At 59.1% G+C, this 20,340-nt stretch carries 14 protein-coding genes; 5 read left to right on the plus strand and 9 right to left on the minus strand.

The features are described 5' to 3' along the window. Positions 1-193: 193 nt before the first annotated feature. Both HY011_16175 and HY011_16180 read right to left on the minus strand, forming a co-directional pair. Positions 194-5,332 (minus strand): tetratricopeptide repeat protein, encoded by a 5,139-nt coding sequence (locus HY011_16175; protein MBI3424471.1) that lies wholly within the window; start codon positions 5,330-5,332, stop codon positions 194-196. Between the two features lie 14 nt (positions 5,333-5,346). Then, positions 5,347-5,865, minus strand: coding sequence for a WbuC family cupin fold metalloprotein (locus tag HY011_16180; protein MBI3424472.1), 519 nt, complete (start codon positions 5,863-5,865; stop codon positions 5,347-5,349). Between the two features lie 252 nt (positions 5,866-6,117). Here HY011_16180 and HY011_16185 point away from each other — a divergent pair, with 252 nt between their 5' ends. The 4 genes from HY011_16185 to HY011_16200 all read left to right on the plus strand — a co-directional run bounded on the left by HY011_16185 (position 6,118) and on the right by HY011_16200 (position 12,148). Then, positions 6,118-6,933, plus strand: a complete 816-nt coding sequence (locus HY011_16185; GenBank protein MBI3424473.1) for a hypothetical protein — start codon at positions 6,118-6,120, stop codon at positions 6,931-6,933. Positions 6,934-7,038: 105 nt separating this feature from the next. Further along, positions 7,039-8,991 carry a HAMP domain-containing histidine kinase gene (locus HY011_16190; GenBank protein ID MBI3424474.1) on the plus strand — a complete coding sequence of 651 codons (1,953 nt, stop codon included), beginning with the start codon at positions 7,039-7,041 and terminating at the stop codon, positions 8,989-8,991. Positions 8,992-9,152: 161 nt separating this feature from the next. Then, a complete protein-coding gene (locus HY011_16195; GenBank protein MBI3424475.1) occupies positions 9,153-9,836 on the plus strand; it encodes a response regulator transcription factor in 684 nt (227 codons plus the stop codon). Positions 9,837-10,033: 197 nt separating this feature from the next. Beyond that, positions 10,034-12,148 (plus strand): PD40 domain-containing protein, encoded by a 2,115-nt coding sequence (locus HY011_16200; protein ID MBI3424476.1) that lies wholly within the window; start codon positions 10,034-10,036, stop codon positions 12,146-12,148. 244 nt (positions 12,149-12,392) lie between these two features. Here the strand turns inward: HY011_16200 and HY011_16205 are convergent, their stop codons facing one another. From HY011_16205 to HY011_16235, 7 genes are all read right to left on the minus strand, one after another. Further along, positions 12,393-12,887 carry a thioredoxin family protein gene (locus tag HY011_16205; GenBank protein ID MBI3424477.1) on the minus strand — a complete coding sequence of 165 codons (495 nt, stop codon included), beginning with the start codon at positions 12,885-12,887 and terminating at the stop codon, positions 12,393-12,395. A gap of 248 nt (positions 12,888-13,135) precedes the next feature. Next, positions 13,136-14,326, minus strand: a complete 1,191-nt coding sequence (locus HY011_16210; protein MBI3424478.1) for a P1 family peptidase — start codon at positions 14,324-14,326, stop codon at positions 13,136-13,138. A gap of 7 nt (positions 14,327-14,333) precedes the next feature. Continuing rightward, positions 14,334-15,758 carry a DUF1501 domain-containing protein gene (locus HY011_16215; GenBank protein ID MBI3424479.1) on the minus strand — a complete coding sequence of 475 codons (1,425 nt, stop codon included), beginning with the start codon at positions 15,756-15,758 and terminating at the stop codon, positions 14,334-14,336. A gap of 24 nt (positions 15,759-15,782) precedes the next feature. After that, positions 15,783-16,187: a hypothetical protein gene (locus HY011_16220; protein MBI3424480.1), complete on the minus strand. Its 405-nt coding sequence runs from the start codon at positions 16,185-16,187 to the stop codon at positions 15,783-15,785. An 84-nt stretch (positions 16,188-16,271) separates the two neighbouring features. Beyond that, positions 16,272-16,415 carry a hypothetical protein gene (locus HY011_16225; GenBank protein MBI3424481.1) on the minus strand — a complete coding sequence of 48 codons (144 nt, stop codon included), beginning with the start codon at positions 16,413-16,415 and terminating at the stop codon, positions 16,272-16,274. Positions 16,416-16,490: 75 nt separating this feature from the next. Continuing rightward, positions 16,491-16,769 (minus strand): hypothetical protein, encoded by a 279-nt coding sequence (locus HY011_16230; protein ID MBI3424482.1) that lies wholly within the window; start codon positions 16,767-16,769, stop codon positions 16,491-16,493. Further along, a complete protein-coding gene (locus tag HY011_16235; protein MBI3424483.1) occupies positions 16,769-19,027 on the minus strand; it encodes a DUF1553 domain-containing protein in 2,259 nt (752 codons plus the stop codon). Before HY011_16235 ends, HY011_16230 begins: the two co-directional genes overlap by 1 nt. 118 nt (positions 19,028-19,145) lie before the next feature. On the opposite strand from HY011_16235, the gene HY011_16240 reads away from it, so the two are divergent. After that, positions 19,146-20,321, plus strand: coding sequence for a hypothetical protein (locus HY011_16240; GenBank protein ID MBI3424484.1), 1,176 nt, complete (start codon positions 19,146-19,148; stop codon positions 20,319-20,321). Positions 20,322-20,340 lie beyond the last annotated feature (19 nt).

Raw genomic sequence — 20,340 nt, forward strand, 5'->3', positions numbered from 1 at the left:
GCCTGAGTCGGACTCAGGCGTCGGCCAGAGTTTTTTGCCGGTAAAGCGTAGTGGTTCGAAGGGGAAGGCTTTCGCCGCAGATGAACGCTGTAAAACGCGGCTTAAACCGATGACTCAAGGGATTGATCTGCCTGACCGGCGCCGCTCTATGGCTTGGCGCTCTCCTTTGTCACACGCTCCTCCGAAGTGCCGACTATCGCCCAAACACTCCATGCCATCCAGCCAGTAAAGTCAGCCGCAAACCGGCCCACAATTGCAACCACCAACTGCCGCTCTGCCGCGCTACTTGCCAAACGGCGCGGCGATGCAGTTCGCGCAGGATGGGACTGGTTTCGACAAAGGCGGCGGCGCGGCGCGTGTCGAAGAGGTTTTCGAGGATTGAGCGATGCGAGACTTGCAACGCATTGCGCTGGTGGTCGGCGTCAAGCAACGCCGTAGCGAGGTCAAAGACGAAACGATCCCATTCGCGCAGCGCGCCAATGTTGATGTGCGCCAGGCGTTGCTGGCTGCTCTCATATTCGCCGCGCAACAGATCATCCACGGCCAGCAACAGCAAATGCGGATCGGTCATGTGATCGGGCGGCAAGGTAAGCGCGTGTTGGCTGACTTCGCGGCTTTCGCGCTCGCGTTTGAGTTGGCGCAAAGCCAGCGCCAGGTTCCAGAGCATCCAAGGTTCCAGCTTGGCGCGTTTGTGCCAATCACTCATCCAGCCCGCCGCCGCGCGCAAATCGCCAATCTCATAGAGGTTGTAACCGACTTGCGCCCACGCGGTATCGTCGGCACGCAAGGCTTCGTGGTAGACATCAACATAGCTGCGCAGCCGGTGTTTTTGCCGCCCTTCGGCCAGCGTGCCGATCCAGGCAATAGACGCCTTGCGCCAACGCTCTTCCAGCTCCGGCCCTGCGCCCTTGAGCGCTTCCAACCAACCCTGGCAACGATCCCATTGCTTGCGGCTGGCGCAGCGTTCGATCCAGAGGATGGCGGCGTTGGTGTTGGCTTGGGACGTGTCGAGAAAGGTCTCCAACACTTCGTCAACGATCTGTTGCCAGCGCGCGACATCGCTGGCGTCAACCGCTTGATCCAATTCACGGCGGCTGTCGCTCTCTGACAAACACAGTTCGCGCAAGCGTTGGCGCGCCGTGTCGTAATCCTCGCGGGCCAGCGCCAGTTTCAACTCGCGCACGGTCGTCTCATCGCCGCCCAGGTATTGGCGCAGGCGCTTGGCGGTCGCTTCCGCCGCGTCGAGTTCGCGGTCTTCCAACTGCAAATCAAACAGCGTGGTGGCCGCGTATTCATAATTCGGATCGAGTTGCAGCGCGCGTTGCAGGCTTTGTTTTGCGCCGTCGCGGTCTTGCGTGCGCAAGCGCGCTTCGGACAAATAGCCCAGCGCCAGCGGATAGTGCGGCATCAGCTTCGCCATCGCTTCGGCAGCTTCCAGATAGGCGCGGTGCTCGTCGGTGGTGCGATACCAGTCGGCCAGTTGATACCAGGCGGGAAAATAGTTCGGCTCGTCTTTGACCAGTGCGCGCAAGATTTTGACGGCTTCGATGACTTCGCCGCGCTCGGCCTCAACATTGGCAGCCATGATGCGCAAATCGGCGGGCGGTTGTTCGCCAAAGATCGCGGGGCGGCAAGCGGCGCGCGCTTCGTCAAAGCGTTTGGCTTCAGTCAGCACACGCACACGCAGGCGATAGGCTTCGACCGAATGCGGTTGCAAGCGCAAGGCTTCATCAATAGCAGTCAGACGTTCGTTCAGCGCGCGCGGATCGGTGATCGTATTCGCCAGCGTCAGCCAGGCTTGCGGCGAACCGGGGCGCTGTTTGGTCAGCGTGCGCGCGCATTCGACGGCGAGTTCGGGCCTCTTCAATTCCTGCGCCCAATCGCGCAAGACGCGCCAGCCCCAGTCGTAGCCCGGTTCGAGCGTGATGGCGCGTTGAATGCGTTTGAGCGCTTCTTCTTTTTCGCCCAGATGCCAGAGCAGATCGGCCAGACAGCCGTGGTTGAAATGATCGAGCGGCGTCAGGGCACAGGCGCGCTCCAAAACCTCCTTGCCCTTTTGCCGGTCGCCGGCGCGTTCGTAGGCTTCGGCCAATTGCTGGGCCGCCGCGCCCCAACTCGGATTAATGCGCAGCGCTTGTTGCAAGGCTTCAATCTCGCCCGGCGTGTTCAGCCGCACGCGCTGCACCTGCGCCAAATCGAGCCAGAGGCGCGGCATCAGCGGAAACCGTTGCGACGCTTGCTCGGCCAGTTGCAAGGCTTCGTCGAGGCGCTGCAAATCCACCAACTGTTCGATCACCGCCGACCAAGCCAGGGCCAGATCAGGGCGCGCCTCAAGCGCCGTTTGCAAAAAGCGCAAGACTTCTTCCGCATCCAGCGTGTCTTTGGCTTGCTGGCGATAGGCCAGCAGGCCGTCGCCGAAGGTGACTTGGTTGATCAATTCTTGCTGAATCAGGTCGAACGTCGCGCGCCGTTCAGCAGGCGTATGCGAAAGCGCCGCCAATTCGGTGATCGCATAATCGGTGTCCACTGACAATTTGATTGACTGGCGAAAATCGGCTTTGGCCGCTTCGACGCGGCCTGCGGCGGCGTGCACAGAACCGCGTGTGCAATAGCTGTACGGGTTTTCGGGTTCGAGTTGAAAGGCCTGTTCCGCCGTTTGTGTGGCTTCGTCGTATTGCTGCAATTGCGCCAGCCGGAAGGCCAGTTCACGTTGCGCCCAGGCATCCATCGGATCAATCTCGACGACGTGACGCAACGTCTTGACGGCCTCTTCCGGCTGTTCGCGCAACCATTCGACCAGCATCTGGTGTAGCGGCAAGCTGTGCGGGAAGCGTTGCGTGACGCCGCGCAGAAATTCAATCGCGGTTGTCTCGCCAGCGGTTTCAGCCAGCAAGCGCGCCGTGTGGCGATTGGCATCGGGCGCGAGCGGTTCGACTTCCAACACCGCGCGCCAGAGTTCCAACGCCTGCGGCAACTGACCCTGATAAACCGCAATCAGCGCCGCGCAACGCAACCACGACGTGCGCGAGGCTTTGCCTTCGGCCTGTGCGAGCAGCGTTCGGGCTTGCTCGAAATTGCCGTAACGCGAATGCGCGTCTGCCGCATACAGCAACAGGTCGCCATCCTCCGGACGCATCTGCAAGCCGGTCGCCAGCACTTGCAACGCGCGCGTCTCGTCGTCCACCTGTTCGTAAGCATTCGACAGCGTGCGCGCGGGCAAGCCGGAGCGTTTGCCGAACCGTTGGACGCGGTCTTCCAACAGCTTCAGCGCCGCCTGCGTCTGGCGTTGCTGGCGCGCGGCGATGAAATAGCCATGCACGTATTGCTCGCTGGTGTCTTTCAAGCAGGCGGCAATGCGATATAGCTCGCAAGCCTCGGCAAAGCGGCGCTGCGACCAAAAAATGCCTGCCGTCAGGTAAATGCTATGCGGGTCGGTGGGCCGGTAGCGCAGCACCCGTTGCAAAAACCGCAGCGCGCGCTTTTGCGTGCGCGCATCGTCGCTCAGCTCTTCGGCATATTGCTGCCAGAACAACGGATCGAAAAAACGGCTGGGGTCTTTTTTACGGCGCGCTTCGTCTTCTTCTTCATCATCGCTGTCTGTATCAGCCTCGGCATTGCTTGATTCATCCACAGGTTGAGCATCAGCCCCATCAGCGGGTTTCTCTTCTTTCCCGCGCCACTGACAAAGCTCTTCCAGATAGGCCAGGCGTTCGCTACGCCGCGCCAGCACGCGCAGGCTGTAAATCTTGCTCATCTTCAGATTGGCGTCTTCGGGAAAGAGTTCGAGCAGCTTTTCGACGCAGGCCAGAATCTGCGCGTGGTCTTCGTCGTACCAGGCCATCACCAGTCGCGCCCAATGCGTCAGCCGATGTTCGGGGTACGCCGCCTTCAGTCGTTGCCAAACGGTTTCCGCCGCCGCGCGTTGATGTTTTTCCAGCGCGTCCTGAATTGCGTACAACTCGTCATACAGCCCAGCCTCGCGCAAATCCAAACCCTCCAGCAAGGCTGCTTGTTCGCGCGGCGCCAGGGCCATCCCGCGCGGGCCGCTGGAACGATAGTGTTTGAGCAAACCTTCGCCCAACGCTTCGCCCAGACTGCTGATGTATGGATCGCGCAGCAGCAACGTGCCGCGTCGCTGGTCATAGCCAATGACCGCCTGCAAATGCGCATTGCCGGGATCAACCGTCGCCAGTGTGAACGGCACACCGCGCTCGATGAGTTTGACCGCGTCATCCAGATTGACGCAAAACTCGCGCGTGACATAGCCGTTGTCGGCGGCCCATTTGCGTTCGCTGTAATCGGTCGTGCCGCCATAGCAAATCTGTTCGGCGACGCTCAGGTGTTCGGCAGGCCGCTGCCAATACCGGCTGAGCATCGTCAGCGTCGCGGGCGCGCAGGTCAGGTGATGCTGGCGAATGAAATTGACCGGCAAGATGCGGCGCGGTGCGGCGCCGTCTGCCTTTTTCATGTGCTTCGCCACTTGTTTGAAAAAATGGCTGTCGGTCTTTTCGGCCAGCGTCTGCGCCTCGGCAAAATCGCCGCACATATACGCGGCATCCGAACGCCGCCCGTTCAGCCACTTCCAATCGTCTTCCTCCAACAGCGGCGACAGTTCGATGAAGCGCTCCCAGTTGGTGCGCGCGGCGCGGTGCAATTCCAAGTCGGATTGCAGTTGCGCCAATTGAGCGACGATGGCGGCGCTTTCCAGTTGCCGACTGGCTTCGCCGAGCAGCATCAAAGCGTCCTGCTCGCGATCCAGCAGGACAAACAATTGCGCCGCCGCCTGCACCGCCGGGCGATACCAGGGACGCAACGCCAGCGCGTGCTGGGCCGCCTGCAACGATTCTTCGTAGCGGTCTTGCAATTCCAGCAGCGAAGATTTTTCGACCCAGACATAAGCCTCGGTCGGATCAGCAGCCGCAGCTTTGGCTAACCACTGCTCAGCTTCTTCAAAGTCGCGCAAACTCCCCAGCACCAGCGCGCGCAAGCCGTACCAATCGGCCAGCAACGCAGGCGTCGCAGCGGGAAGTTCAGGATGTTGTTTCAGAAAATGCCAGGCGCGGAACGGCCCGTGCCGGTCAAGAATGACGCGCGCATAAAAGTATTGCGCCTCGGCGTGCGTGCGATCTTTGCGCCACGCGCTCAGATGATGGCGATACGCCAGCTTACTGGAACCGAGCACATACGCCATACGCCCCGCCAGCACCCTGGCATCGGTGCCCTGCCATTCAGCCAGCGGCGCAAGCTGTTCGGCGGCACGATAGGCCTGCAAATACAGGCCGCGCTCGTAGAGATCGAGAATGGGGGCGAGTTGTTCAGCCGAGATATGCATGCTGGATTTGAGATTCAATTGGTCAAGCAACGCGCCAGCGCTTCCAATTCACGGCAAAACGCTGCCGCTTCGGGCGCTCCCTCAGCGGGCGACCACGGCGCGAAGTCTTTGTCTGAATCTTGCACATACCCGCCCGCCGGCTGGCCTTTGACTTCGTAAATCACCGCGTCGGTCAACGCCACCAGGCTGTGCCAAACGCCGGGCGGAATATCCATGCCCAGACAGCCCGTCGCGTGCGCCAGCAACCGGCTGTGCGCCCAATCCACTGTGCCGTCTGGCGTGCCATCGTCATTGAAAATCAAGACTGCCAGTTGGCCGCGCAACAAAATGAAACCTTCGCCTTTGTATTTATCGGGATGGCGATGCGGGCGGACGTAGGTGCCGGGCGTCAGCGCATTCAACATGCGATGGCAATGTTCCCAATCATCGTCGTGCAAGCGTTGAATGGCGCGTTTGCGCGGATGCTGGCGCGCCTGCGCGAGCAATTCGTCAAGCGTGGTTTGTTGAATGGATTGAATCGGTCGTCGGTTCATGAGTGTTTCCGTCTGCGGCTGTTCAAGGAGGACTGCGCGTTGCCGGGCGAATGTAGCCTAATTCAAAAATTTGCGCTACCGTGCGGCACGCTTATCAAAGAACCCGGTATCTTTGCCACAGAGGCACAGAGACACAGAGCAATGCACCTGAACCAATCGGCTGTTTTCCGCATTTTCTGGCCTCTCACGTCCTTCTCTCTGTGCCTCTGTGCCTCTGTGGCAAACTTTCTTGAAAGGAATAACTCTCAGACCATGAAAGTCAGTCTGCCTCCCGCTATCGAAGAATACCGCGATGAACATTGGCAACGCGAAGGCACGTCTCAAATCGAGACCGTGACCGAAGCCGAGCGCTTTATCGAGAAAGTCGGTTTCGCCAATTGCCTGACCGATACGCGCAAACCGGGGCCGTCGCTTTACGTCGCCGTCTGTGGGCGGCGTGATGCCGTCATGCCGCGCAACGTCCAGAAAGACCCCGAAGCCTCGCACACCTGGTTGTTGAAAGATGACTTGGTGCGACGCGGCAAGGTCTATTACGGCAAATTGACCAAAGCGCGCACGCTCTTTCTGGCCCCGCGCATGGTGCCGTTTTTCAACGCCGTCTGGGGCGTGCCGAAAGCGCAAGAGAAGAAGCGTCTGAGCGCCAATGCCCAAGCGGTGTTGAAAGTGCTGCGCAAAGAGTGGGAGATGGCGACCAGCGATCTGCGCGAGGAAACCGGCATCGCCGACCGTAAGGCGCTGACCGCCGCCATTGATGAATTGCAAGCCGCGCTGCTCGTCGTGCCCAGCGAAGTCGTTTACAAACCGAAATTCACCTATATCTGGACGCTGGCGCTGGCGCGCTTCCCCGAACAGTTGGCCGAGAAAGTCGAACGTTCAATTGCCGTGCGCGAGCTGGCGCGCTGCTTTTTGCAAAGCGCCGGGCTGACTTTGCCCGGTGAGATGGCGCGCGTCACCGGTTTGGCGCGGCCCGAAGCGGGTTTGGGCAATCGGGCGTTGGTGAAAGAAGGCTTTGCCGTTTCGCCCGCGCAAGGCGTTTACGTGCTGACGCAGTTGCAACACCTGCGCTGAGTGGCGTCTAAACCTCTTTCGATCTTAACCAAATCCTCACACAACCGGACGCGCCGCCAGCTAAAATCCCGGCCACATTTCATAAACGAAGGTTGCGATCACACGATGCGTCATCTCGCGGCTGCGCTCAAATTCGGCTGGACTTGGTGGTGGGGTTTCGGCCTGCTCATCGCAGTGCCAGCGCTGGCGCTCGCGCTCTTGGGCTTGCGCGCCGTGCGGGCCGAGCGCATCGAACGCGAGCAGCAAATCCGCGAACAGCAAACCCAGATTGCCCGCTTGGCTGACGCGGCGCTGGCCGGCGCATTGTCAGAATTGGAGAATGCAACGCAACGCGCGGTTGAGCCTGTGACCGGGAATGACGTTGTCTTTACATTCGAGCCGCCGGGGCTGTTGATCTTTCAGCGCGACCGGATCTGGTTTGGCGAAACCGACGCCGCAGCCAAGCTGCGCGCGGCGGATTGGCTGCCGGCCACGCAACGGCTGATCGAACAGGCGCAGGCGGCAGAAGCGCAAGGCAGTTTGCCCGCGGCGTCGAGCCTTTATCATCGTCTCAGCAATGTTGAACCGAAGCTGCGCGGCTGGGCGGAACTCTGTTTGGCTCGTTTGGAACAACAACGCGGTACGGTGGGGACGCTGGCCTTGTTGAACGATCCGCTGTGGAGCCGCGTTGACGAACTCAGCCCGACCGGCTTGCCGTTGGCGCTGCTCATCTGTCCTCACGTTGAGCGCCTGCCAAAAGAAGAGCGCCAACGTTTCGCGGCGCTGCTGACCCAAACATTGGAGCATTTGCGCGGCGGGCGTTGGTGGTTGAGCTATGATGAGCGCCATTTCTATGATGAAGAGCTACGCCGCTTGCTCGCCAGTGTGGAAGCCCAGCCGCGTGTGGCTGACGCGCGGCTCAGCGAACTGGCGGCGCTCGAACGCTTCATCCGCGTAGCGCCGCCCAACAAGTACAACACCGCCACGCGCAGCTTTGAGCGAAACGGGCAGAGCGCCTTTCTGGTGTTGTGGACGCCCCCAACCGGCGACGCCTGGCGCGGCCTGGCCCTCGCGCCAGCGCGCGCCGCCGCCTTGAGCGAACCCGCGCTTGCGCCGCTGCTGGCAGGCCAACCGTTCACCGCCGCGCTGCGTGATGCGCACGGCGAACTGCTTTGGGGCAAGTTGCCGCACGCTTCGCCGAATGCTTTCACCGCCCCCTTGCGTGCGGTGCGCGGGTTGGAGTTGGTCTTCAGCGGCGCGGCGCAACGTGGCTGGCTGCAGCGGCGCGCGTGGCTATGGTACGGCTTCATCCTGCTGTTGTTGCTGATGCTGACGGTGGGCCTGGCGCTGACGGCGCGCGTGGTGCGCCGCGAAGTCGAATTGGGCCGGCTGCAAAACGAATTCATCGCGGCGGTCAGCCACGAATTCAAAAGCCCCATCACCAGCATCCGCCTGTTAATGGAGCGTCTCACGAGCGGGCGCGTGCACAGCGTCACGGCGACCGGCGAGTATCACGCCGCCATCAACCGCGAAACCGACCGGCTGGAACGACTGGTCAACCGCTTGCTCGAAACGCAGCAGATTCAGGCCGGGCACCGGCAATACAATTTCGCGCCAACTGCGCTGGGCGCAATCATCGAAACGGCCGTCGAAGAATTGCACCCGCATGCCGCAGCAAAAAGCATCCGGCTGGAAACGAGGATTGCAGCGGGGCTGCCTGAACTGCCGCTCGACAAGCTGGCACTGACCGACGCGCTGGAAAACCTGCTCGACAACGCAATCAAATATTCGCCCACAGGCACGCGCGTCACGGTGACGGCGCAAGCCGTGGATCACACCGTGCACATTGAAGTGTGCGACGAAGGCATCGGCATTGCGCCCGACGATTTGCCGCACATCTTCGACCGTTTTTATCGCGCGCGGCAGGGCGACCAGCACAGCGTCAAAGGCACGGGCCTCGGTCTCGCGCTGGTCAAAGCCGCTGTCGAAGCGCACGGCGGCACGGTCACGGTTGTAAGCCAGCCGGGAGAAGGCAGCCGCTTCTCATTGAGGATACCAACCAATGAGCAAAAGCATTGAATCAGAACCGGTGATTTTTCCCCTGGGTACGCAGCGCTTCCAGCGTGCGGGCTCAGCAGTGGACGCATTGATGCCGATAGGGTTTCCCTCCGGTATTCATTCGTTCGCTGCCAAGCCCGCACGCTGGAAGCGCTGCGTACCCAGGCTGGAGGCCACTCACAATGGCGCGCATTCTGGTAGTTGATGATGAACCATCCATCGTCCTCGCGGTCAAAGACGAATTGCTCTTCGAGGGTTATGAAGTGGACGCGGCGGCGGACGGTCACGCGGCGCTCAGCAAAGCGCGCGCGCTGCGGCCCGATGTGTTGCTGCTCGACCTGATGCTGCCGGGGCTGAACGGCTTCCAGATTTGCCGGCAACTGCGCCCGGAGATGCCCGACATGTGGATCATCATCTTCACCGTGCGCGGCCAGGAAGCGGATCGCATCACGGGTTTTGCGGCGGGCGCGGATGATTACGTCACCAAGCCGTTTTCGCTGCGCGAACTGGTCGCCCGCGTCAAGGTGGGCTTGCGCCGCCAACGCGGCAATGGCGCGCAGCCGATTGCCGCCTTCGGCGAGATTGAGCTTGACCGCCAAGCCTATCGCGTGACGAAGCGCGGCGCGGAGGTGGCCTTGACGCGCAAGGAGTTTGAAATCCTCGATCTGCTGGCGCGGCATCCCGGCGCGGTCATCACGCGCGATGACTTTCTCGACCAGCTTTGGGGCGCGGAGGTTTACATCACGCACCGCGTGATTGACACGCACGTCGCCGCGCTGCGCAAGAAGATCGAAGACGATCCGAACCAGCCGAAGTATGTTTTGAGCGTGCGCGGGATTGGTTACAAGCTGGGGCTGTTGTCTTAGAGGCTGTTTGAAAGTTGCGGAACGTTTTAGCTCCGTAGGAGCTAAAGAACCAGCAACCTTTCAAACAGCTTCTTATCCAAGACTGAATCTGATCTTGACCGAACCTTAACCCGCTTCACCGTGCGCCTCTTTAGATTCCGTATCGTCCGAGCTAAACCGAGACGGACAAAGATCAACACTACAAGGAGGCTAATACCATGCAACGTTCTCGAATTCACCTCATCATCGCCATCGTCTCCGCCAGCATCGCGCTGACCGTCTTCACCACGTTTGCCCAGCAGCAGAATCCGCGCCAACTGTTTGAACACGCGCGCATGCTGGACGAAAGCAATCAGAACCTGACCGAAGCCATCAAGCTTTACGGCCAGGTCGTCAAACAGGCACAGGAGCAGCGGGCATTGGCGGCGCGGGCGCAGTTGCGCGTCGGGCTGCTCTATGAACGGCTGGGGCGTAAGGCCGAAGCGCAGCGGGCGTTTCAAGCAGTGGTCAGCCAGTATGCCGATCAAGCTGATGTCGTGCGGCAGGCGCAGGCGAAGTTACCGAAAGGCACGAATGCCGTAGCGAGTATGAATCATAAAGCTGCGACCGGTCTTACAGTCCGACGGGTTCCAATCGAGACTGGCATGAACCCTTCTGCCGTTTCCCCTGACGGTCGTTATCTCATCGGCGAGAATGACGAGACTAAAGACTTAATCGTTCAGGATTTGATTACCGGCGAAAAACGCCGTCTGATGAATAAGCCATCTAATAAGGACGAATGGTTCGAAGACGCCATCCTTTCGCCCGAGGGTAAGCAAATTGCCACTGTCTGGGGGACTAACGAGGATAGATTCCACGAACTGCGCATCATGGGAATTGATGGGAGCGGCAGTCGCCTGCTCTATCGCAAGGATACTTATCTTTGGCCTGGTAATTGGTCGCCGGATGGGAAATACATCCTGACGGAATTCGATGAAGAAAAGAAAGAAAGTATGGCGCTGATCTCCGTGGCTGACGGCTCCGCACGCTTGCTCAAATCGGTGAGTTTTGAAAAGCGTCCGGGTGGCATCAGCGGAATGTATTTTTCACCTGATGGACGTTACATCGCCTATGGATATTACCCGCCGAATGGTTCTGACCAACATGACATTGCTGTCATCGCCAGCGACGGAAGCCGCGATGTCCCGCTCGTGCAATCACCGGCGGATGACCAACTGCTGGGCTGGACGCCGGATGGGAAGGGCATTCTTTTCTCCAGCGACCGTTCTGGAACCATAGACGCCTGGGTGATTCCGGTGGCTGATGGAAAGCTCCAGGGGTCGCCGGAGTTAGTAAAGCATGATCTGGGAAAGATTTGGCCGATGGGAATTACCAGCAATGGCGCTTTCTACTACGGCCTCGGTCGAAGAACGATAGAAAGAGACATGTATACGGCCACGCTTGCTCCTGAGACAGGCAAGCTCGTCGGCTCTCCAGTGCTGGCGAAAACGCGCTACATCGGCTTCAGCGGTGGACATGATTGGTCTCCTGATGGTCGCTACTTAGCCTACAGATCGCAGTTGTGGTTAAGGGAAGGCAACCCGGGAGTAGATAAGCTTATTATTCTGAATCCTGAAACGGGCGAGGAGCGAGCGGTGCAGACTAAACTCAGGCGATTTAGCCCGCCACGCTGGTTCCCTGACGGGAAATCCATCCTCGTGCGCGATCAAGCAGAAGGTGCAGGCCTCTTCAAAATTGACGCCGAAACGGGTAACACCACGCTCCTCGTTCCCGAGAAGCCAGGATCAGAGTTGTTTGGGCCAGTGCTATCACGCGATGAGAAAGAGGTCTTCTATCAGAACAAGAACATCTTATGGAAGCGCAATATTGAAACCGGTGAAGAGAAAGAGCTCTATCGCGCAACAACGCCAACTAAGAATCCGGCCCTCACAGGAAACATTGCACTCTCGCCAGACGGCCGACGATTCGCTGTCAAATTCGGGCAATCCTTAATCGTGATTCCTGTTGCCGGAGGGGATACCCGCGAATTATTGAAGCTGCGGGAACATGAACCATTCACAAGCTATGGCACAGTCGCCTGGACGCCAGATGGACGGAACCTGCTGTTTATTGATGGCGGTGACAAGCAGCCTGAGTTATGGCGCATCCCCGCCGGCGGTGGTGAGCCACAGCAACTTGGACAGCTTATGGAAGGAGCCTTTGATTTGCGTATCCATCCCGCCGGACGGCGCATCGCTTTCTCGGCCTCGCAGAAGAAAAATGCCGAAGTCTGGGTGATGGAGAACTTCCTGCCAGCAACGCAAGCTCAGAAAGCATCCGTGTCACGGCGCTAGTTCAGTGCCTATTCGGTGTCCGAAAAATCGTGCCACGCAGTGAAGCGATCAAGTGGAAACAGGCGCGGCGTCATCACAACGCTGCGCCTGTTTCGCTGTGCCAACGCGCCTGTGGAAAAGGATGCTAGTACTCCATCAAGCTGTAAGTGATGGATGCTGAGAGCGCATCCGGGATGTAGGGCGGGATTAAATCCCGCCCTACATCCCTCATTTTCAGCTTGATGGAGTACTAGGCAAAGCTCGCTTACTTGCGGGAGACTTTTTGCAGCAGTTGCTCGAGTTCGAGGGCAAAGGACGCGGCGCTTTGGAAGCTGCGCAATTGGCGAATGATGACGCCATCGGGCAAGACAAACCGAATGTCCGGCAAGCCTGCGACACCCAGCCGTTGCGCGATGTCCGGATATTTGTCCGTATCAATCCTGAGAAAAACGGTCTGTTCCAATAGCGCTTTTACTTGCGGGTCTGGAAACGTCAGCCGTTCCAGTTGCCGGCAGGGCGCGCACCACTCGGCATTCAGATCAAGCACGAGGGGTTTGTTTTCGGCCTTTGCCACGGCCAGCGCTTCGTCCAGCAAGGCGAAGCCGGTTGGCAATGTCGTGGTGACCGGCGCGCTGGTTTTGGTTGCGTCCGTCACCACCTGGGCCGTGTAACCAGCACCTTTCACCGTCGCCAGCAACAGCTTCACATCGGCTTTGGCCGGATCGAACGTCACCAGGAACTCATCCCGGTCGAGCAGCATTTCAATCTTTTTGACTGCGGCAAGCCCGTCCAGGGCCTGTTTGACCGTTTCCGGTCAGGCCATTCAGACCGCGCCGCTTTTGCTTTTGCTGAAGCCATCAATATGCAGCCGGATGGTTTTCAGCTTGGCTTGTCCGCTGGTTGGCAGTTTGTTTGACTGTGCTAGCGCCGCCCCACCGAGCAGCAGTAGCGACAGAAGTAAGTTGAATGTTTTGGTCATCACAATGGTTGGGAAATTGCCGCGCGTATTCATTGCGCCAGCCGGTTGTACTTTTTCAAGACCTCGCGCAAACGGTCGTGCGGCAGCGCGTAAACCATGTTGCCGTTGACGCCCGTCATCGTTTCCGCCGCGATCATGGCATTGACGATGGCTTCCTCGGTGGCATCCGCAGTGGCGCGGAAGAGCGGGTTGATACGTTCGTTGGGCAGCATCGTCAATTGGGCCACGCCGTTGCTCTTGGCGATGTCGGCATTGGCGGTGGAAAAGGCGATGAAAATGTCGCCCGAAGAATTCTCGCCCCGGCCACCCATCACGCCGATGCCCAGCGCCACACGCCGGATCACACGTTTTAATTGATGCGGCAGCAGCGGCGCATCGGTCGCCACGACGACGATGATCGAACCCTGGCCTTCTTCTTTCTTGCCGGGCGCGGGTCTGAGGTCATTGATTTCTTTGCCGACCGGGACGCCGGCAATGCGCAACAAATCGCGCGCGCCATAGTTCGCCTGCACCAGCACGCCGACGGTGTAGCCGCCCTCCTGTGCGCTGAGCATCCGCGACGACGTGCCGATGCCGCCTTTGAAACCATGCGCAACCATGCCTGTGCCGCCACCGACATTGCCTTCGGCGACGAGGCCGGACTTCGCATTTTCAATCGCCGCGAAGACGTGCTCCTTTTTGACGTGAAAGCCGTTGATGTCGTTCAGAAAGCCATCGTAAGTCTCGGCCACGACGGGCAAGCTAAAATCGCCCGAATAGCCTTCATTCATCCCGCGCCGCGCATTCCATTCAATCACCGCATCGCGCACGACGCCGACGCTGTGAGTGTTGGTAATCAGGATCGGCGTGCCCAGACAGCCGGATTCTTCCAGCCAGGTCGTGCCCGTCATCTCGCCATTTCCGTTGAGCGAGAACCACGCGGCAAACACACGGTCGCGAAAGTTTTTGCCTTGCGGAAAGATGGCTGTCACGCCGGTTCTGACCGGCCCTTTGCCGACGACCAGCTTGCCTTCGCCGGAGATCAGTGTGGTGTGTCCGACTTCTACGCCTTTGACATCGGTGATCGCGTTGAATGGCCCAGGCGTGCCGTCAAAGGGAACGCCCAGCGCGCGGGCACGCGGTTTAGATTGTGCTTGGCTTTTTAGCTGAGAGTAAAACAGGCTGAAGCTGGCAAGAGATATTGTCAGCAACAAGATAATGAAATTCCGCTGCATCGGCATATCTCCTTTATGCAATCAATTCAGGAATCACACGCCCCTCAACCACTGTCGGCACTTCCAAGCGCCCGTTGTGCTTATACGCCGTCTTGAATTGATTGAGGCCCATCAAATGCAAAATCGTGGCGTGCAAATCGTGCACGTGGGCGCGCTTCTCGATGGCTTTCAAGCCGATTTCATCCGTCGTGCCGATAAGCTGGCCGCCCTTGATGCCCGCGCCCGCCATCCACATGGTGAAGCCCCACGGATTGTGATCGCGCCCATCGCCTTTCTCGTTAAACGGCGTGCGCCCGAATTCCCCGCCCCAGACGACCAGCGTCGTGTCGAGCAAGCCGCGTGCTTTCAGATCGGTCAACAACCCGGCAATCGGCTGGTCGCTGGACGCGCACATCTTCGAGTGATTGCCCTCAATGTTGTTGTGCGCATCCCACGCGCTACCCGAACCGGAGTAAAGCTGAATGAAGCGCACGTCGCGTTCGACCAGCCGGCGCGCCAGCAAACACATCGTGCCGTATTTGTCGGTCACGGGATTGCCGATGCCATAGAGCTTCTTGGTCGCCTCGGTCTCTTTGCTCAAATCAACGGCTTCGGGCGCGGCAGCTTGCATGCGGTAGGCGAGTTCATACGAATTCAAACGCGCCAGCAATTCGCTGTCATCGGGTTTGTCGGCGGAATAACGGCGATTGAGTTGTGCCAGAAAATCAATCTTGCCGCGTTGCTGTGCGTCGCTGACGGTTTCGGGCGGCGTGACGTAATAAACCGGATTGGCGCTGGCGCGGAACTGCGTGCCCTGATACACGGCGGGCAGAAATCCGGCGCTCCAATTCTTCGTACCGCCCAACACCTCTGCGCCATCGGCCATCACGACAAAGGTCGGCAGATTCTGATTCGCTGTGCCCAGGCCATACGTCGCCCACGCCCCCAACGAAGGCCGCCCGGCCAGGATCGAACCCGTATTCATCTGGCAAACCGAACCGACGTGGTTCAAGCCATCGGCCCAGCACGAACGAATGATCGCCAAATCGTCGGCGTGCTCGGCGGTGTGCGGCAGCCAATCGCTGACCGGGATGCCGCTCTGCCCGTAGTTTTTGAACACACGCTTGCTCGGCATAATCGTATTCGACGCCGTGCCCATCGCGGTGATCGGACGCCCAAACGATTCCGGCATCGGCTGGCCGGCGAGTTTCAGCAACTCCGGTTTGGGGTCGAAGGTGTCCAGGTGCGAAGGCCCACCTTCCATAAACAAGAAGATCACTGATTTGGCGCGCGCGCGGTGATGCGGTGGTTTGGGCGCGAGCGGGTCAAGCGGCTGCTTTTGTTCAAGCGCAAAGCCATCTTCGGCCAGCATTGAGGTCAGCGCGAGCGAGCAGAGACCAGCGCTGGATTGCAGCAGGAAGTTACGGCGGGCGCGCAGCCCATTCGAAGTGTCATTCATTTTCTGTTTCCTCGGCCAGGCGCGTTAGTTGGGCAGCGCGCGCTCGAACTCGTCCACTGATACGCACGTGGCGGCAATCTCCGCCAGCCGCTCCAGCACGGTTGGGCTATCAATGCGTGCGACTGCTTCTTTCACTTGATGCGGTGGCTCTCCAAATCGTGCTGACAGGACTTTTAGCAACAGTTTGATCTCGCCCGTGATCTCGCCTTTGTCAAACCCTATCTGTTCTCTATAAGACATAAACTCCATCGCAGCTTCTCCATATTGGACGTTGAACTCGTCCTCGAATTTGATTTCTAAATCGGACGGCAAGCGCATGACCCACTCAATGAATCTCAGCACGCCATCCCAGTAAACAACCATTTTTCCGCGCTTGCCTTGATCCGCAATCGTCCTGATTTCCTCGGTCACCTCCGCTTGCAGCGCCATCCGCAGGTCATAACGCTTTTGCGGTTTGCCTTTGCTGGCCTGCGCCCGGCGATGCGCGCGCGTGACCAGCGAAAACGGATTCGTTTACCGCGCCAACTCCGGCGTGTCGAAATCCAGCAGCTTGGCGACCGGAAATTCGAGCAACAGTTTACAGCCCAGCGTCACGCGCTCAAATTTGTGGGGACGCCACTCACGCCGCGCATCCGTCAACAACACCAGGCTCGCCACCGGGCGCTTCAGCTTTTCGTAGATGCGGTAGTGATATTCAAAGACGCGCTCTTCCAGGTTCAGGATCGGCTCGTTCTACGCTTCGAGGTGCACGGCGATCAAACATTCGTGGCCGTCGAGTGCATAGGCTTCAAACAGCTTGTCCACTACGCCCTTCCGCACCAAACCGCGCGGCACGATCTTTTGCAGTTCCTTGTCAAGAAAACGCACCGGCCGCGTCCAGTCAATGCCCGCGCTGGCGGCGGGGAAGAAGTAATCCATGAACTCGCGCAGATAGCGTTCGATCACCTCTTTCCACGCGCCGTCAAAATCGTCGCGCGCCTTATCGGCCGGAGTTGTGCGTTGGCGTGCCATCAGTTGACATAGACAAACTCATTCGCATTGAACAGCACGTGGCAAAAATCAATCAACGCCGCCGCCTTTGCCGCCTCAAGTCCAGTTGGGGTATTGCGCGGCAATGCGACCGCCTGCTTTGCCTCAAGCCGCGTTTGGATGAGCGCGGCCTGCTGCTGCAAAAAGCTCAACGCCGCAGCGATCTCATCCGCCGCAGGTTGGCGGGCGAAGGCCAAACGATACGCCGCCGCAATCTGGGCATTCACATCCGCGCCCGCCGTCTGCAACACGCGTCCGGCGAAGGCTTGGGCGGCGCTCAAGGTCACTTTGTCATTGAGCAGGTTCAGCGCCTGGGGCGCCGTCGTCGTGACATTGCGACGCGCGCAACTCTCGTGCGAATCCGGCAAGTCGAAGGCTTGAAACATGGGGTAACGCGAATTGCGCCGCATAAACACGTAGATGCTGCGGCGGTTGCGCGCTTCCGCACTCTCCTTGCGATTCCAGCCGCCGCGCACGTCCATCTCTTTGGGGATTTCGGGGAAGACGCTCGGCCCGCCCATCTGCCGGTTCAGTTGCCCGCTGATCGCCAGGATGGCGTCGCGAATCTCCTCACCGCTCAACCGCTGCCGCCGGAAGCGCCAGAGCAATTTGTTATCAGGATCAGTTTGCGCCGCCTGCTCATTGAACGTCGTCGCCTGTTGATAGGCATTCGAGAGCATCAACAGCCGGTGCATTTTTTTCATGCTCCAGCCTTGCTCGACAAAGGTCGAGGCGAGCCAATCCAGCAATTCGCGGTGCGTCTCAACCTCGCGCATCTGGCCAAAATCGTTGGGCGTGCCGACGATGCCGCGCCCAAAGTGGTAATGCCACAGGCGATTGACCAGCACACGCGCCACCAGCGGGTTGTTTGGATCGGTCAGCCAGTTCGCCAAGGTCGTGCGGCGGCCCGTTGAGGTGACCTTGTCGCAAGGCTCAATTTTGGCATCGTGGCGATCAATCACCGACAAGTACCCCGGCTGGACTTCCGCACCGTAGTTGTCATAGCCGCCGCCTTTCAGCAAGAAATGCTTGGGCGCTTCCGGCCCGACGTCGGTGATGCCTGAACCAATGGGCAGCGGTTGCGGCTTGATGTTGTCAAAGGCGGCCAGTTGTTCGCGCAAGGTTTCCCATTGCTTCTTCTGCTCGCCTTTCAGTTTGTTGGCGATGCCGTTGCCGTCTTCATCAAAGCCATAATGCAGTTGCCATTGCGCCTTGTGGTACATCAGCCATTGCATCGTGTCGCGCTTTTCGGGCGGCATGGTGATCGCGGTTTGAATTTCAGCCGGATACTTTTCGAAGCTGTCGTCATAGAGCGCCTGTTTCGCGGGCGCTTCCAACTTCTCGATTTGCTCGCGCAAGTCTTTGGTCTGCGCTTCCCAGTTGGCGCGTTTGCGGGCGTATTCGGCTTGTTCGGCGCGCGAGACAAGCACGTAATCGTCTTTGGCGCGCGTCGCAGCGAAGAAGGCTTGCAGCTTGTAATAATCCTTCTGCAAGACCGGATCGAACTTATGATCGTGGCAGCGCGCACAGCCATACGTCGTGCCAAGGAAAACCGCGCCGACCGTGTCCGTGATGTCGTTGAGAATTTCTTGCCGCCGCTGCATCAGGTTGCGCGCGTTGTATTCGTCGGGATAGTGGCGATTGAAACCAGTTGCAACCAGCGCGTCGGGGTCATCCGGCCACAATTCATCGCCAGCGATTTGCTCTTTGATAAAGCGGTCGTAGGGCTTGTCGCTGTTGAACGACTTGATGACGTAATCGCGGTAGCGCCAGATATTCGGGCGCGTGTCGTCGGCCTTGAACCCATCGCTCTCGGCATAGCGCGCCAGGTCGAGCCAGTGCCGCGCCCATTTCTCGCCGTAACGCGGACTCGCTAACAGCCGGTCAACTACTTTTTCAAACGCGCGCGGCGAACGGTCAGCCACGAAGGCGTTGACCTCTTCTGGCGTCGGCGGCAGACCCGTCAAATCAAAAGTCGCACGGCGCAGCAAGGTAATTTTGTCGGCGCGCGCTGAGGGCGTGAGGCCACTCGCTTCCAGCTTCTGCAAGATGAATGCATCCACCGGCGTCTTGATCCAGGCGCGATTTTTGATGGCAGGCACGGCAGGCTTCTGCACCTTTTGATAAGCCCAGTGGTTCAAAAGCTCCGCCTTAAATGGCAAGTCATCGGCCATTGCCAAGGCACCGCCAGTCAGCGCCAGCGCGACGAGTACAGCCTTAAAACGAGTGAAGCTGCCCATAACTTTTTTCTCCAGAGTAGCAGGGAGGTTTTACCAATTGACGAGCACGTGTATTCTTCAGTCAGTATCGGCTGAAGTCAATCAGTTTGGAGGTTTTGAGGGCGTGCCACACAACTACATGCATTCAGAGATATTCAACCACGAAGAAACGAAGAGCACGAAGCAAAATACAGAAAGTGTCCAGGCTTCTCGTCTTTTCCTTCGTGCTCTTCGTCTCTTCGTGGTGAATTCGCTTTTCGCCAGCTTGACTGTGGCGATTTACGCGCAACCGCGCATCAGCAACTTCGCGGGTACAGGCCAGGCCGGGTATGCCGGTGATGGCGGCCCCGCCAAAGAGGCGCAACTCAACCAACCCTTCGGTCTCGTGCGCGGCCCCGACGGCGCGTTGTATGTTTGCGACACCAATAATCACGTCATCCGCCGTATAGACCGCAAAGGTATCACCACTGTCGTGGGCACGGGCCAGAAAGGTTACAGCGGCGACGGCGGCCCGGCCTTGCAAGCGCAACTCAATGAACCTTACGAAGTACGCTTCGACAAAGCAGGTAATCTCTATTTTGTCGAACGGCTCAACCACACCGTGCGCCGCGTAGATGCCAAAACCAAAATTATCACCACCGTCGCGGGCACAGGCCAACCGGGTTTTTCGGGTGATGGCGGCCCGGCGAACAAGGCACAGTTGAATCAGCCGCACAGCATCCAATTCGACCGCTTTGGCGATCTGTACATCTGCGACATCCTCAACCACCGCATTCGCAAGGTGCTGCTGAAAGAGGGCCTCATCCTGACCGTGGCGGGCACGGGTGAAAAGAAGCCTACGCCCGAGGGCGCCCCCATCGCGGGCACGCCGCTCAATGGCCCGCGCGCGCTCGATTTCGACCGTAACGGCGACCTCTGGCTGGCGCTGCGCGAAGGCAATGCGGTCTATCGCTTCGACATGAAAACCCACACCATTCATCACGTCGCGGGCACCGGCAAGCAAGACTTCACCGGCGGCTTCATAAAAAGTGGGGGACCAGCCAAAGAAGCGACGCTTTCCGGCCCCAAAGGCTTGAGCATCGCGCCCAACGGCAATGTCTACTTAGCCGACACCGAAAGCCATTCGATCAGGATGATTGATGTGCGCAAAGGCACGCTCGAACTGATTGCGGGCACGGGCGCAAAAGGCGATGGAGCCGATGGCAATCCGCTGGAATGCAAGCTGGCGCGGCCCCACGGCGTATTTGTGGATAAGGATGGCGCGATTTATATCGGCGATAGCGAAGCGCACCGGGTACGCGTGATCAACCGCTAAAGCGACAACCAATACGTGG

Source organism: Acidobacteriota bacterium (assembly GCA_016196035.1).
In the GTDB taxonomy this organism is placed as follows: domain Bacteria; phylum Acidobacteriota; class Blastocatellia; order RBC074; family RBC074; genus JACPYM01.